Annotated in this window: 5 protein-coding genes and 2 pseudogenes; 3 read left to right on the top strand and 4 right to left on the bottom strand. The window is 52.6% G+C overall.

Annotated features, from left to right (window positions below; translation table 11 throughout):
* Positions 1–98: 98 nt before the first annotated feature.
* Positions 99–347, bottom strand: coding sequence for a hypothetical protein (locus RBB81_RS21800; RefSeq protein ID WP_353072132.1), 249 nt, complete (start codon positions 345–347; stop codon positions 99–101).
* 301 nt (positions 348–648) lie between these two features.
* On the opposite strand from RBB81_RS21800, the pseudogene tnpC reads away from it, so the two are divergent.
* Both tnpC and RBB81_RS21790 read left to right on the top strand, forming a co-directional pair.
* A pseudogene (gene tnpC / locus RBB81_RS21795) lies at positions 649–1,393 on the top strand (IS66 family transposase); the annotation flags it as partial.
* Positions 1,394–1,913: 520 nt separating this feature from the next.
* A complete protein-coding gene (locus tag RBB81_RS21790) occupies positions 1,914–2,957 on the top strand; it encodes an acyltransferase family protein (RefSeq protein WP_353072131.1) in 1,044 nt (347 codons plus the stop codon).
* 648 nt (positions 2,958–3,605) lie between these two features.
* Here RBB81_RS21790 and RBB81_RS21785 read toward each other — a convergent pair.
* Together RBB81_RS21785 and RBB81_RS21780 are read right to left on the bottom strand one after the other, a co-directional pair.
* Positions 3,606–4,792: pseudogene (locus tag RBB81_RS21785) on the bottom strand (IS3 family transposase).
* A gap of 565 nt (positions 4,793–5,357) precedes the next feature.
* Positions 5,358–6,326 carry a HipA family kinase gene (locus RBB81_RS21780; RefSeq protein ID WP_353072130.1) on the bottom strand — a complete coding sequence of 323 codons (969 nt, stop codon included), beginning with the start codon at positions 6,324–6,326 and terminating at the stop codon, positions 5,358–5,360.
* 3,332 nt (positions 6,327–9,658) lie between these two features.
* Between RBB81_RS21780 and RBB81_RS21775 the strand changes: the two genes are divergently transcribed.
* Positions 9,659–11,185, top strand: a complete 1,527-nt coding sequence (locus RBB81_RS21775) for a hypothetical protein (protein WP_353072129.1) — start codon at positions 9,659–9,661, stop codon at positions 11,183–11,185.
* A gap of 541 nt (positions 11,186–11,726) precedes the next feature.
* On the opposite strand, the gene RBB81_RS21770 is transcribed toward RBB81_RS21775, so the two are convergent.
* Positions 11,727–13,445 (bottom strand): ArnT family glycosyltransferase, encoded by a 1,719-nt coding sequence (locus RBB81_RS21770; RefSeq protein ID WP_353072128.1) that lies wholly within the window; start codon positions 13,443–13,445, stop codon positions 11,727–11,729.
* Between the last annotated feature and the right edge of the window lie 2,326 nt (positions 13,446–15,771).

Raw genomic sequence — 15,771 nt, 5'->3', positions numbered from 1 at the left:
AAAGCTGTTTGTGTCTTTGGGCCTAAGAGCAGCGGAGATAAAGGCAGATTCTGGCAAGCTGAACCATCCATGATCCTGAATGGGTCATGACGGTGATGTCATTGGACTGCGGGGCTCTCAGACCGAAATTGTGCCGCCTCATCGATGGCGTAGGTGGACCGGATGCCGATGTTCTGGGTGCGGTCGAAGCCGAATCGCTCACGTGCGTCGGGTGCGCTGGCCTCGATGACGCCGTCGTTGAGCGGGGTGAGGGAGCTGCCAGGGGCGAGCGCAAGGCTGGAGTCGGAGTAGACCGGCGTCGGGGTCGTATGTGCGAAAGCTCCGAACGGCGGCCTTCGTAGCTCCATGGACGAAGATTCCGGGATAGGCCGAGCGATGCTGAGAGGCAGACCGGTCTCGAGGCGAGTTCTTCGCCGCTGGCGCGCCAGTACCGATCTGGCACACGGACTCTTATCATCAGTCAAAAAAAGTTTTCCTACCACTGAACCGCCGTCATCCTCCGCCGATAGAGAGGCCAGCCCCACTCTACGAACGGAAGATGCCAATGAAGTCATCCGCTTTTGCACTCAACGCTGTCGCTATCGCACTCGCGTTTTCACACTGCCTTGCGCAAACCACCGCTCTCGGGAACATCGCGTTTGTAGGTTGACACATGTTAGCGACGATCGGCCATCCGGCGATACAACCGCGCCCGCCGTATGGTTCGCCTACTCACCAGACCGCAAGGGACAGAACCCACGCCAGCACCTAAAGCTCTACAAGGGTGCGCTTCAGGCCGATGCCTACGCAGGCTTCCAGCATCTCTACGAACGATCATCGAAGTAGCGTGCTGGGCCCATACGCGGCGCAAGTTCCATGAGATCCACATCGCGCACCCCTCGCCCATCACAACCGAAGCGATCGAACGCATCGCCGCACTCTACGCCATCGAAGCCGAGATCAGAGGCAGAACGCCGGAGATCAGGAAGACGCTTCGGCAAGCTAGGGCAAGACCTCTGCTCGACAGAATGAACACCTGGCTCGAAGACACACTCGCGAAGCTGTCACGCAAGTCCGACACAGCTGCGGCGATCCGCTACGCCCTCTCGCGATGGACCGCGCTCACGCGATACGTCGACGACGGACACCTTGAGATCGACAACAACGCCGCCGAACGCGCGTTGCGCGTCGTCGCGCTCGGACGTAAAAACTTCCTCTTCGCCGGATCGAACGCAGGCGGAGAGCGGGCCGCAGCGATCTACTCCCTGCTCGGATCTGCCAAGCTCAACGGACTCGACCCGGAGCTCTATCTCCACCACGTCCTTGCTCAGATCGCAGACCACCCCATCACAAGATCCACCAACTGCTGCCATGGAAAGTCTCGCTCCACTCTTCCTGTTATGTATCCACATAACGCTATGTGATACATAACTCTGACACCCCCTCATAAGGACGGACGCTTACGTTTCAAGTATCGGATCGCGAATCGAACCTGGAGCGCGTCGACGCGTATGGACTTAACTCTGGCCGCTTCACGGCGTATATAGAGGTATGGAACTCATCCAACGAGCACTCCACCTTCCGCCCATCGGCACACACTGGGAGTTCACTGAAACGGAGAAGATTATTGGGTTGATGGAAGCAGCCAATCGCCGTTTTTGAACATCCAGTTGGTGAGGCAGACTCTAAAGGAGCGCAGACCGGGTTCTATTGATGTTGAATTTAAGTCAGGAGCAGTTCGATAGGCTTAGGAGTCAGAAGCAGCTAGTTTAGCGCAAAAGTGAACCACTTTTTGTAATCTGTTGAAAAATCATTGCCTTATGTCGGGGTTATCAACAGACGAAAACGAAGAAATCCTTTAATCTCGCAAGTTGGAGGCTTGCATGGCTGAACTTTCTCTTCCTATTTTGAGCACAAGGTATGCTTGATAGGGAATGGAAGCTACAGGGAGACAAGGCGAAGCATGTCAGCCGGGACGCATTCTGCAACTGGATGGACTACGTGCGGCGGCGATACTCGCGGTATTTTTTCACCATGCTTTCACGATCAAGCTGCTCTGGATGGGAGTTGATCTGTTCTTTGTTCTGTCCGGGTTCCTGATTACAGGGATTTTGATCGCTCACAAGAAGGACAGCCTGGGCAGGTACCTTGGCGGTTTTTATAAACGCCGTGCCAGAAGAATCTATCCACCTTATGTGCTGTTGTTGGCCGTGACGACGCTGCTGTTTGGAACCTCATGGATGCGCCATGCGTACATGTACGTCTTTCTGATGAACTTCCTTCATCCACTGAGAATTCTTGAGCCTTATACGCTGGTCATTTTGTGGTCGCTGGCGGTGGAGGAGCAGTTTTATCTGGTGTGGCCGTTCGTGGTGTATTTCGTACGCGAAGTTCAGTTGTGGTGGATCGCGAGCGTCCTGATGGTGGTGGCTCCGTTGTTGCGATGGTTATGCACCCCTTTGTTTGCGCGGGAGTGGGCGATTCATTTTCTTACACCGTTTAGGATGGACTGTGTGGCGGCCGGAGCGCTGCTGGCCCTGTTATGGCGTTCGCATCGTGCATTGGTGCAACAGTTCGGGGCCTACGGCCTTGGACTGGCAGCCGCAGCCGTCATCGCGTTGGGACTTCTGTCGCGTATCCGCGGATACAGCACGGCCGCGAACACGCGAGCAGGCAACACGGTGATCTACGAGCTGACGATGCTGATCTCGGTAGGGTTGATCCTGTGGGCTTTGAGCGGGCGGTGGGTCGGCATCCTGAAGTTGGCACGGCTTCGGTATATTGGGCGAATCAGCTACTCGATGTACCTGATCTCTACCACAGCACTAGTCGTAGCGAGTTGGATGGTCCATTCCATCGTTGCGACTGCCGCGATAGCAGCGGCGATCACGGTAGTGTACGCGTCAGTCTCGTGGTACGTGATGGAGAAACCGCTTCTGAGCCGCGAGCCGGACGAGGCCTCGGTGCTGCGGGCCTGAGGCACTGCGCGTATTCGAAGTCGTTAGAGAGTTTTCCGGGACTCCATCTTCGAGCGTACCTTGCACGGGTCGATCCATGCCATCTCAAAGGCAACGCCATCGATCTGCTGGAGGATATCAATACGGTACGGTTCGACGCCGATTCGAAAAGCGGATTTACCTCGTTAAAGACTTCTGGGGTACATCGGCAAGGGGCGCTCCATATATGGCGGGCCTGATAGACCGCCTCGCTATTCTTCTTGCTTGACCGAATGAAAACGTCGAGGTCTTTCGTCGCGCGGGGTTCGGAGCGGAGGCCGAAGCATGGCCTTCTACAACGAGCTATTCAACGCTGTTAGCGTTGAATAGCCGCCTTCAAATCTCGCAACGATAATAATCTCAGCTACGTCAGCTTTTTCCCCATCTTCTCGGTAGGCTTTGCTTACCGCCTTTTTTAGCCGAAACCCTTACGACACTCTGCAACCTTCTTTAGATCCCGAATCGGAATGCGCTCATCCGTCATTGTTTTTTGTCAGCGTTGGTACGCGATGTGCGCTTTACCATTTGATCTATGCGATTATCGATGGCGGGCCCGACAATTCCTCGATTCAGAAACCGAATTGACGCCGGCGTGGTCGTGGGTTGCCCGATCTTTGTGCCAATGAGGAGTTAGTGTAGCGCGTTTATCTCTGAGTTCAGATAGTCGCCGTCGGGGGCATGGAGCTGTGGGAAGCGCGAAGCGGTTTCCACAGCTCCATGCCCCTTGTTGGTTGTGGTCATCAAGGTCTCTGGCGCTGGTGGTTTATATCCCAGCGAGGAGTGTGTGTGGTCTGACGGTGTTGTAGTGGACGCGCCAGCGTTCGGCCAGTACGCGAAGCTCTTTGATGGAGTAAAAGATCTCTCCGTTGAGGTTGAAGCTCTCACAGTAGCCGTTCTCCCAGGGAGAGCCGGGTTCGATATACAGTGTCTTTGCACCTGTGTCCGCCAGCCATTTGCGCAGGTCCTTCGCGACGAACTCAGGACCGTTGTCGGAACGTATGTGCTCCGGCACCCCTTTCCACACCATCACGTCGGCCAGTGCTCCGATGACCTTGGCCGAACTCCAACGCCGCTCGGCACGGATCATCAGGCACTCCCGCGTGGATTCATCGATCAAGTTCAGGATGCGCACACTGCGGCCATCGTGAGTTCGCGCACTCACGAAGTCGTAACTCCGCACATGGTTGGAGTGTGTCGGACTGAGCCGCACACACGAGCCATCGTTGAGCCATAACCGGCCTCTCGCTTTCTGCTTCTTTGGTACCTTCAGCCCTTCGCCATGCCAGATACGTTCGACTCGGTCCTTGCCTACCTGCCAGCCGGCTCGCTTGAGCAGCGCCCTGATCCCGCGATACCCATAGCGGCCATACTGGCTGGCAAGCACTACGATGGCCTGAGTCAGAGCATCTTCGTCTTCACGCTGCGTCGGTCGGTAGCGTTGCGTGCCTCTGGGCTGCCCAACAACAGGCACGCATGCCGCTCACTCACTCCATGCTCACAAGCATGGCTGACCGCACAACGCCGTCGCTCAGGGCTTAGAAGTTTCCCGCCGCGATGTCCTTCAACACCAGTTTGTCCAGGCTTAGTTCAGCGACCAAACGCTTCAGCTTCGCAATCTCCCGCTCAAGCTCCCTCAGCCGTCGCGCCTGATCCACCTGCAGACCGCCATACTCCTTGCGCCAACGGAAATACGTCTGCTCCACGATCTCCGCTTCTTTGCAGGCTTGTGCCGTCGTCTTCCCGTTCGCCACCGCCACTTCAATCTGTCGCACCAGGTTCACCACCTGCTCCGGTTGATACCTCTTCCCTCGTCCCATACAAAGCTCCTCTCATGCCAGTTTCTTATGTTTCTCACTGGCACAAAATTTGCCGGGCACTCCAATGAGCAGATGGGAAAGGATCGGTCTCTCAATTTTTTAGGAAGCTCAACCCCGATAAAGGTTTAAAATTGAACTGCCTAGACCCGACGCATGACTTCAATCTCATCCTTGAGCGTGATCTGCACGTGCAAAATACAGACTGCACGTGCTCTGTCGCCGCACGATCATTCGTTATCGCGAGACTCCATTGGTTCTATCTAAATCGTTAAACTCGTCGAAATGCTCTTGCCAAGACGAAGATCCGCGAACAGCATCAAAGAACTCTCGGATCACTTCATTTAGATCTTGCTCAGAGCAAGAGCCCGACACGGAGGTACGGATAGGACCAACATTCAGATTGGCTAAACGTTCAAACAAAGAGGGAACCGAACTCTGTTCGCTACTTTCAAGCCGAAGATCTTCTAGAAAGGTTTCGATTTCATCAACCTCCCATTGGGAGGCAACTCCAATCTTCGTTTTCCAATCTCGCAGGATAAGAATCTGCAAGGCATATGAATTAAGCTCATGCAGTCGCACGAGTACGATGAAAGGCACTCCGTGTCTCTGGAGTTCTGAGCTCGCGTATTCCAAGATCTGATAATCGCGGAGATTCATCTATGCTTTTCTGTTGACTTAGGTGCCAAGTCCGTTCTGCATCTGCGTTGACGAGTTTCTGCAAACGAAGTAACCGATCTATTAGCGTTCTTTGCAGTTCATTCAAATCTCCTGTATACCACTCGTTTGCCATAGAGGGGATAATCGAAGCGAGCACTCCCGGAATAATGGTTTGAAATCGTGAGATCCATGAGGTCACTTGTTCGTCTTGCCAAAGATCGTTGTAGACCGCCCTCTCCAAATGAAGAGCTGAAGCCGGATTCTCTTTGAAATTCCATTCCGGGCCTCCGAACATATGTCCGTGATCAATGAAACAAACTTCCTGAGCGTTTGTGGAGCTTCGTCTGAAGATAGCCTGACGGTTGTCTTGATGATTGGCCCAAACGTCGAGGAGGTACATCCCCAAGAACACCTCCCGATTTGTGATCATGCTGACTCTTGAAGGGCTTATGTATTCTGTTGGCCGGTCTGGGCCAGAGGTCTGGCCTACAAACAGACTACCAAAATGCATACCCTTATCGGGGCGGCGTACTCCAGATGGAAGTTCGAACCAGAGGTCCGGATGACTGTCGATGAAGCTGTCAGAGAGGCATATCCCCCTGGCTTCCGCTACGGGGAGTCCGACCGCTTTTGCAACGAGGCTCCCCATGTGTTCATTGGCGAGGAGGTTGGGGCCTATGGGATTGTCCGTCATCTTTACAACATAGTGCCGGCCATCATTGGCTCGAACTAAAATCGACTGCGAACCACCTTTCATCTTCCTGATGTATTTGTTGGCAGAGAGAATGGCATTAGAACAAGGATGAAGGCTATCTTCAAAGGAACAAAACTCAACGAGACCCACTTTTCCCTCCAGACGGATCTCTGAAGCGTACATGGTCGGTCCAGTTTTCCACTCTACAACTTTAGTCTAGCCCCTTAAGAGTTACCGTTAGCCAGTTAAAGTAACGATCGAGTCAGGAGCGTGCCAAGTACGTCTCCTACCTGCTTCCATTCGCCCTCTGATCTTCTCAGTGTCGTCTGGGAATTCCAGTGCGCACAAATGAGCGTGCTCTCTTGAAGGAAGCACATTTCGTATCACCATCAATTCCTGAAAGAACTTCTCCAAGATTGGCATAGAAGAATAATAAGCGAAGATGCAGTAGATTTCGGCAACAAATGTTGCGCAATATACTTCAAGGTGACACATCATTTTTGGATATCGGCAGAGCTGCCAAATTTATCGGATCGCAAGGAGCGCCCATCGTCTGGTCCCTGGGAGTTTTCGCCGTAACGTGGATCGGCATCGGAAACCGCACTCTCGAGGTGAGCGTGCGGTGTGCCATCGAAGCCACGTGGGGAGACATCCTGGTCAGTTCCTGGCGGAGGGAACCCTCGGGCCTTGATTGGCTGCGGCCTTGGTATAACTATCGATTGCCTTACTCTGCGCCTGATCGACCCACGCCTTTACCGACCACAAAAATTCTCGATGTCTAAGGGGATAGGCCAGCTCTTCGCTCCGTTGCTGTCTATTCGACATTCACCCTCATCTCTAGCCTTCGAGCAGCCCGGATCGAGCCCTTAGTCACTCGCGATGAACCCTGTAACCACTGGCTTATGTCGGTGACTGTTTGGCGTAACGAATCGGTAGGAGTGAAGAGACCTCCGATGCTCGTCCAACTGCCTAGTGGCGCCTATTGGGCGAACTGGGGAACGGTTGCTGGGAAAGCTGTGTTTTCCCAGCAACCGTTGATCATTTTGCTGTTTTGCCTTTAAATTCGACAGACGCGTCAGAAATCTCCTTAACACTCCCATGACAAATCCTCCGCTTTTACCTCGAAGCACATCCAGAGTCTTGAGGACCACGAGGTCCAGCGTGCCCTATTGGACATCCGTTTATTGCCTCATCGTGTTGCGCTTTTGATTTTCCCACAGGTACAACGCCACGGCCGAGTACCCCTGAACCTGTGCAACAAAATTCCAGTGCTCGGAGAGCGGAGAAGGTTCTGCGTTAATAGTCGGCGGTCAGGACACTAGAACCTGCCCCCAATCTCGCCGAGTGACAAATCATCACCATATGACTGTTTGCGCGCGATGGCCGTCGCGTTGCGGATAGGACTTACGTCACAAGTTCGTTCGCAGCGTCCACCGCCGATTACTGCCGTCAAGCTGAGAATAAGCTGGCCGGCCTGCTCCATCGCATCTGGATTTACGCGAGAGCGGTGTGTCGCTTCTAGCCCCTACGCGACGCGGAACGTATCGTGAATCGCGCAAGGCCGACGAGTCGCAAAACGAAAGGCTTCAAACCCGAGAGACGCTCTCTGGTCTGATCAAGCGGAAGGAGTTCCGGCGACGCTTCCAGGAACTGACCAGTCCCGAGTTTGAACTGAGTGGAGATGTCTTTGAGGAGGTTAGCGACGGTTAGAATGGGATCGGATTATCTGTTGACAAAAGCGTAAAATCGGGTGTGACATTCGTTGCAACGATACGGTAAACAGCCAAACAGGCTGGACAAATAATCAAAGAAATACCGCCGATGGGCTCGACCGCATTGGGTTGAGTGACAAGACGGACACCTGGGGGAACTCTTTGACATCGTGGGGAACTCGGTCAAATTGGGCATCTCGCACCGAAATTTCTCTGCTCTCGATTATATGTCCGAGTGGTCACACAAAGAGCCAATGACCGAAGAATCCTCGGAAGGGGCACCTAATGTTTTGGAACGACGGATCACAGACCCCAACCTCGCAGTCAGATCCCGATGGGTTGCCCGCTGCATGGCGGTTGTGGCACAACGCAGCCTGCCCGGTGGCTTTACGTCAGGGCAGGGAACCGAGGAAACCAGGATGGAATTATTCGATTCCGTGGGTCTATCTCCTCATGGGAAATCACCGATCCAGTCATATTCGATAACCCTGCCAGCCTGGCAGAGTCCACAACCATTGGTGGGCAGCTAGTGTGTGCGGCAAACGGGACCAACTGCCATTCGAACACAACTGGAAATACAACCACCGCCGTAGGGACTGACGTCACCTCTGTGACCTGTGCCACCGCGACCTGCACCAACGTTCGAGGGACTTATAGGCGGAACAGCGACGATAGGGATGATCGCCACTCTAACCTGGCCGACGGCGACGACAGCTTATGTCTGCCAAGCGTACCAGAATGGCGGCGCTTCCAATTACCTTATCGGTAACTCTCTGTAGCCACTCCGACAGGTTTCAATATCACGGTAAGCGCCTCCATAGCCGGCGCAAGGTTCGCAGTCAATTACAGCTGCATTCCGTAACGGACCAGGAGATCAAACTGTATACCAAGAGCACATCATAGGGGCGGCCGGCGTTGTGTTCGCCGCTCTCGTCTTAGCTGGGGTGTTCGGTCCGACAAAAGCCTCAACCCCGACGGTTTGTACCTCTACTGTGGATGGAAATCACGGGGAACTGCAAACCACGGGTAGTCCCTCGCCCCACGGGAAGGGAAAATAGCTTAGTCTCCGTGGTCAACCACTAATCAGCCGAAATCTCTCCTCTACTCCTGAGCCTCAGCTTAACCCCTTCGCCATACCTCGCTCTTGCCGGCGTCGTTCTGGGCACCGCTCTGACCACATTCGCACTCCGCCTGGTACTCACATGACAAAGCCCTCAGACGAGGCAGAATCGCAGCGTTCCTAGACCAATCCGGGGTCAACCATGTAGCCGCTTGCGCTTGGTGCGCTGGCTCCTACCATTTTAGTACTCGGTGACCACACGACTGCGAACATACCAGTGCCTGGGCGATCCCCGCTCCGAAGGCCACGAATTGGCATCCGAAGATATCGGATTGCGGTTTCAGTTTACCAGTTAAATCTGACGCTCACTCATATACTCGTGAAACTCTTCTTCATCACAGAACCATCCGTACAGATAGACATGGAGCATTTGATTCTTCAAGAGGCGTTCTCCACAATACTTGCATTCCGCGGTTGGACGAGTCTTTGAAAACCCCAGCCATCTTAAGAAAGATTTACCCATGCAGATATGCGATTGTACAGCGGATTTCTCGATCGGGCAGAAGCAGAGTACCTTGCTCGTATTTGTCGCTGCATCCCCGTGAGGGCTTTTCCTTTGACGATCCGGCCTAACTATCGCTATCATCACTGAGAGCGCCGATAGAGTGGATGCATGGACTTTGACCGTCTAATTTAGGGCTCCCCCTGCGAGCCCAGCCTTTCGGAAGCTTTATCAGTCCTGATTGAGAAAGACACGAGTGCGCCTGCCGTTTCCCGAAAGCATTCCGATCGTTCCGGTCTTCTTTATTGCGGCGATCCTTTGTGCCATCCAGCTGGCGCAGGGGACCAGCTCAGTGTTCTCTCTCGGCTGTTTCTTCTACATTCTTGTTGCCACACATGCTTTTAACATCGCGGGTGGATTCTCCCGCACCTCTGGAGCTTTCATCTTTTTCAACGCCGTTCTGGGCGTCGTTGTTGGGCTTTGTATGAAAGTTTATCTCGGCGAGGCCGCAGACTCAAATCTCCTTACCCCGAACCTCACCATCGCTGTCCTGCTCGCCGGCATGTGCATGATGCTAACCACGGTCTATCTCGTTAGAAGGGTCGCACCCAAGCGCGCCCTCCTGGGAAGGATGGTCAGCGATACCAAAATGCAGACAGCCACGGTCGGCTGTCTCATTGCGGGAGTTCTCCTCAACATAGCCTTCATTCTCATACCCTCTGGCAGCGGGTCTGTTCTCAGTGCTCTCAATCAGCTTAATCGCTTTTTTCCCATGGCAATTGTCATCGGAGTGATGAACACAATCCGCCGCACCGGCGGCAAACGCAGTGTGAACCTGCCGGTCCTCCTTGCTGGGGCCCTAATGTTCGTCGTTGGGCTGGTTGGATTCTCGAAAGAAGGCATGTTCGCCCCATTCGCCTGCTGGATTCTCGCCGTAGCCTCTCAGCGCTTTAAACTTAGTCGAGCGCAGCTCATCGGAGCAATCCTGACCACCATCTTCATCTTTCGATATCTCGTACCTTATGCTCAGTACGGAAGAACTTTCCGCGAAGAAAGCGGCGGAGCGAACGTCTCCACCGTCATCTCTCTCCTTTCCGATCTTAGTTATGTTCGCGAGCAATATATCCAGACCTCTGCCGACCAGTATGAAGATCGCGTGCTCGGCTACTACAATAATCCACAGGGGTTTTTCGATCGGCTTCAGATGATCTCTATCGATGACGCTCTCATCAATCACACCGCCCAGTTCGGAACCTATGGTTTATACCCCATCGCCGTAGCATTCCAAAACCTGGTTCCCCACTTCATCTGGCCTGATAAACCAACCCTTCTCAGCGGAAACATTTACGCCCATGAAGTCGGCATTCTCGGTGCAGAAGATGAAACCACCGGAGTTTCGTTCTCCTCCACCTCAACTGCCTATCATCTTGCCGGATGGCCGGGGGTATTTCTGCTCGCTCCCGCGGTCTGGTTTTTGCTTTTCTTTGTCTTTGAATCCCTCTGCGGCGACACCAGACAGACTCCGTGGGGCCTCCTCGTCCTTGTTCTCTACACCCACGCCGCCCCGGAAGGAGACGTAGGCGCTTTAATATATGAAGCAACCTATGCCGCATTCGGCATCATCTTTGCAGCCGTCGTTGGATCTTACGTTGCTCCTGTCCTCGGCACACTGGTCATGGGCCCGGAAGGAATCGCTCTTCGCCGAGGAGCACTTATCCGCAGTGTTTCAGCCCGGCCACTTTCCGCTCCGGAAGAACGGTTGCTCTAGCAAGTTGATTGTCAGAGTTCATATCTGAGGTTGAAGCGTCGAACGGGATGGCTTTCGAGAGCAGTCGCCCCGACAATGTTTGGCGGCACGCTTGTGCTTGGTAGTCTCAATCATTTTCCTTATTGTGTTGACAACTTCTAGAACGAAGTTTCCTTATTGTGCTCCGATCCTGCCAATGATGGCGATCCTCGGGAGCTTGAGACTGGACCGTCTTCAAGATAAGATCTCAGAACAAAAGAAACTGCCGAACTGCCAAATCCCTCCAGGCCTTAGCGCCTGCTTAGCAGTCTGTGCCTGTCTAGCGATGTATAGAGATGAAGGTCCAGCACGCTTGCAACGTGTAATTCCTCAGGCTCACTATGGTGAGACCTTAGCTTTACTAAAGCGACGCGAAGTGAATGATCCGATTACTCGAAGTTGATTACGATCCGCAATCAGGCCCTTTGGACTAAACACCCTTCAAGTTCGATGCCGCGACGCCGTGGTTTGGTCGTCTCCCAAACGATCTGAACTCAAAGCGACTCACCACAACCGTTGCTTTTTAGGGTATTTTCTGGACGTAGAGAGTTCGATTGTGCGGAGGCAACCATGCATTATAAGAAACAGCCCTGAAAGACGAAGAGGTGTAGCAGGTGGTTTGATCGAACGCCAGCGCAAATCGAATATTTAGAGATGGCATGAGATCTGAAAACCAGGATTGACAGGCAGTTGAAAGACCCGGTTGCATTGGGAAGACTCTATAGGCGCCCGTGGGAACAATCAAGCGAGGATCGTTAACGTAGCCAGAATTTTGCAGTTGTGTCCATGCGTCATATTCAAAACCACCACGAATCTCGCTTCTAGTCACGCCTGTGGATAGTATTTCATTTGTGATATCTAGCACCGCGCGATTTCTTGCATATAAGTCGTGTAGCTCGCAGACACCAAAAGCACCGAACATCAGTATTAAACCCACAGTCAACGAGGGCAGCCGCCCACCAATTTTCTGCTCATACAACCTTAGAAGACCGGCCACAGCTACCAAAATCAAAGGAATTAGGTATCGATCAAAGATGTTTGTCCTCGTCACCAACAAAAATATGTAGGCCACTGTATAGGGGACAAACAGCGCGCCAGTACTACTCCATGTAAATCTATTTTTTCCCTCCCAATCTGGACCTTTGATTTTGGAAGCATTGAGGCAAAATAGTATGAAGCCCAAGAGGCTAGCAATGAGTAGGAGGGTCAAGAGCATACGGAATTCGTAAGGAAGCATGTCCGGTTGTCTCCCAAGAATTCCAGACCCGCTTGTAAGTCCCCTGTTCATGACCGTGCCGTTGGTAATCTCAAGCTCAAGATTAATTTGCTTTCTGAAAAGAAGACCGCAAAATCCAACCACGATGGATAAGATAAACAGGAAAATAGCTTGAAAGCGAGTCCACCTATCATGAAGAGGCAGCTTGAGTATGAAGCCAGCAATAACTGGGAGGACGAACAAAGAGACAGCAAGAGTGTTACGCAAGGCTATGTTCCTCAGTACCCCCTTTAGTTGGCCGTGTGGCGGGTGAACTAGAGCATCGGTTAGGGAGTAGGGTTGCTGGTTGAACCAATGCATAGCCCAACTGATGGCGCCGACGCTAAGCATCCACAAGGCCAATGCGACTATTGCGACGCCAGATCTCCTTCGAAGGTGCCACGCTGTGGAAGGCACGACCAAGAGCGCGCCCAACCAAGCAATCTGCCGCACAGTGCCGCCCGCGATATTTGATATGGTTGCGAACACAAGCCAGCCAATCGTTTTTCGCGTCGAGCTTGTCTGAATCGCACGGGTGCAACTATAGAAGCAAAGCACAATACAGAAAAATCCCGGGACGTCCGACATGAAACTAAAGGCAACAGACAGTAGAACGGGAGAGAGCGCAATCGTGAGGGTTCCAATCGTAGCATTCCAGTCGCTCATTCCTAAGCGACGGAGTAATCGCTGGATCAGCACGACGGTCGAGATGGCGATGATCAGGACAGAGACCCGGGCAATAAAAAAAGAAAACCCAAACAGCCTCATGAAGAGTGCGCCCATGTACAGTTGCCAACCGAGAATCGCAGTCGCCCAACCGTTGTAGATGATGTGCCCGGTAGTCGCAAGAGCGTTTGCACTCCAGATGTAAGACCAGTCATCGTCTAGTCCCATTTCGGCTACTGGATGTGAAACAAGAATCGCAAGAGCAAGAGATATACCGCACAAAATTGGACCGAAAAGGATGTGACGAATCCTTACAAACACAGTGTTTCTCCGCTCATCCATAGGATTTACAACCTAGCGATCGATAGAAATGACTATTGATTTCATTGTAATCTTTTTAGTCTCGGGTCATATTAATCAAATTCCAATAGAAGGCGGCGGTAAAAGCTACAAAGAGAACTATCCCTCCCGTGATTAGGAAGCGGTAATCGTGCGGGCTAGGGAAAAGTCCGAGTACGAGGACAATCACTATGCAGATAGCCACCGCTATGGCGGCATTGCATAGGCTGTAGAATAGTTTCATAGATTCACCATTTTTCTCTCTATGTAGTGATCCTAGGAGGTCCAGCGACAAAAGGATGTGCAACTACCAGCTTGCTGCGTGGGTTGTGGTACGAACTCTGTTCGACCAAAGCATAGAACATGTCCATATCGATATGAACGATCTTGCGAATGAACATCTCGCAACCAGTCTATTTCTGAAATGGTCCAAGGTCTAGAAGACTTCGCCTAAATGGTGAAGGAGATAACCGTTTTCCCGCATCCGGTCACAAGTCTATCGATGCGGTGAAGGCGCCTCGCGATCGGATGCGAGAGATGTTGCCAAAGGTGCGGACGAGACCACATCACAGGTTAGCCGTTTTGCAATCGCTCCTGCTATCGCGTCGGAACGCCGTTGCGGATTTAAGCCGAAAGATTCTCGCCGAAACCAGGATCGAGAACCGTGCTCCCGCGGATACTAAGAATTTGCCAAAACATTGCGGCAACGCAGAACAGTATCTCAGCGAAGCTCGTGTTTTGCTCTCAAGGGCCGACAGAGCGTTTCGCTTCGAATCGGCGGGTAAGGACGAATGAGGTTACGGCCTTTGGGCTTCGGTGGATGGAGCAGATCTCGCATTTTGAACGGATCGGTTGAAGCCATCATCATCGTTCGAGGCCGGCAAGTCTCCGGTTATCTGAGCAGTTTGACGTAGCGAGTGGAGCGCTCGCATCTTAGGCTACCCCCGGCTAGCAGGAAGAAGGATTAAAAGGATCGGAATTTGAGAGCTATCGAAGGAGTTCGAATCGCAAGAAGCGATCCCAGATTTGACTCGAAAATTCAATGTCCAATTAGTGTGTGCGCTTCGCAAAACGATCGAGGGCAGCATTTCTTTTAGATTCGTTTCTTGCCGGAAGGGTCGGTTGATAAGCCGTCACCGCACGGTGTTAATCCAATATTCGTACGCTTCTTCCTCATTTTAGAACCATTGGGAGGGTGATTTTACCATCCGGGTTTTGCTAACAGCTGCACCGCATGCGGCGCAGTTGGCGCTTTCGCAGTCTGGATCGGAAAGAGCCATTTTCAGAAAAGTTGTCATGAGAAATCCGCAGTTGACGAATCAAAAGTTACACCATTCTGCAATTCCCTCAATTCCCATTCAGAGACTCTTGCGAAGGCTTTTTAGCTGTTTGCTTCGGGATCAGAGATCCGAGGGTTCAGCCCCTCCGGCACGACCATTTCTGAACCATTTACGTGATTGGATTAGGCAGACTCGGAAACAGTCTGCGTTCAAGCGGTACAACCTTTGAGGTTCCGCATGGAAGTCGGCCTCCACTTTCGCTCAAAAGGGGCAACGGCCTGGATAAGGTTTAGATTGATGGACAAGATGGCATCGGCCGTCCGGTTTGGGGCATCGCAATTCAGCATTCCTGTAGATTGACTCGCCAGCTACAAACTCGGCGATCAACATCCGTGGCACACAGAGGCCAACGGTCCCGCGTGCGAGTGCTTCTGTGGTGGGCCGATCAATGTAAGTCTCGTCCTACAGGTTAGGTGTGAGTTCTCCACCAGGGCTTACTAGCCTCTTTGTCGTATCAGAACCAATTATGAGTGTCGAAGTGAATCACACGACTCTTGCTAACGATCGTGCCGCAGTGGCCACACTTAGCGGTTCCGCCCGGCTAGACCCAGCGACGCAATTTAGATAATAGGCGGCAACGTTTGCTACCATACACCCGATTTTAGGTTGGGGCAGGGAGTGAGGGGCTGCAACCTGCGGTATGATGATGGTGCTGGTAATGACTCGCAAATGGTGGTAGTAATCAATCGTCGAGGCTTTCTTAATCTTGGTGTCAAACGAAATGCTACCCAAAGCATGCATGGATTCAGACCAACCTTCGAGCGAGGGTTGGTCTGAATCGTCGCCGTCTCGATGTTGTGTTGGCGATGCTCTTCGGCTTCCTTCGCCATGGGATGTATGGAGAAGATCTAACGATGACCACCCTTTACTTCATTCTAAGGATACCTGACGATCTGTCAAACAAGCCAGATTCGAGGTTCTTGGACCAGATACCCGATAACTGGATAGTTCCCATCGTCAGTATTGCT

It is taken from the genome of Tunturibacter gelidoferens (assembly GCF_040358255.1).
Classification (GTDB): domain Bacteria; phylum Acidobacteriota; class Terriglobia; order Terriglobales; family Acidobacteriaceae; genus Edaphobacter; species Edaphobacter gelidiferens.
Note: the sequence above shows the minus strand (reverse complement) of the source record. Positions and strands in the feature narration are given on the sequence as shown.

Coding starts and splice junctions, on each gene's coding strand:
- RBB81_RS21790 (WP_353072131.1), top strand. CDS start 1,914: ATGGAAGCTACAGGGAGACAAGGCGAAGCATGTCAGCCGGGACGCATT.
- RBB81_RS21800 (WP_353072132.1), bottom strand. CDS start 347: ATGGAGCTACGAAGGCCGCCGTTCGGAGCTTTCGCACATACGACCCCG.
- RBB81_RS21780 (WP_353072130.1), bottom strand. CDS start 6,326: ATGTACGCTTCAGAGATCCGTCTGGAGGGAAAAGTGGGTCTCGTTGAG.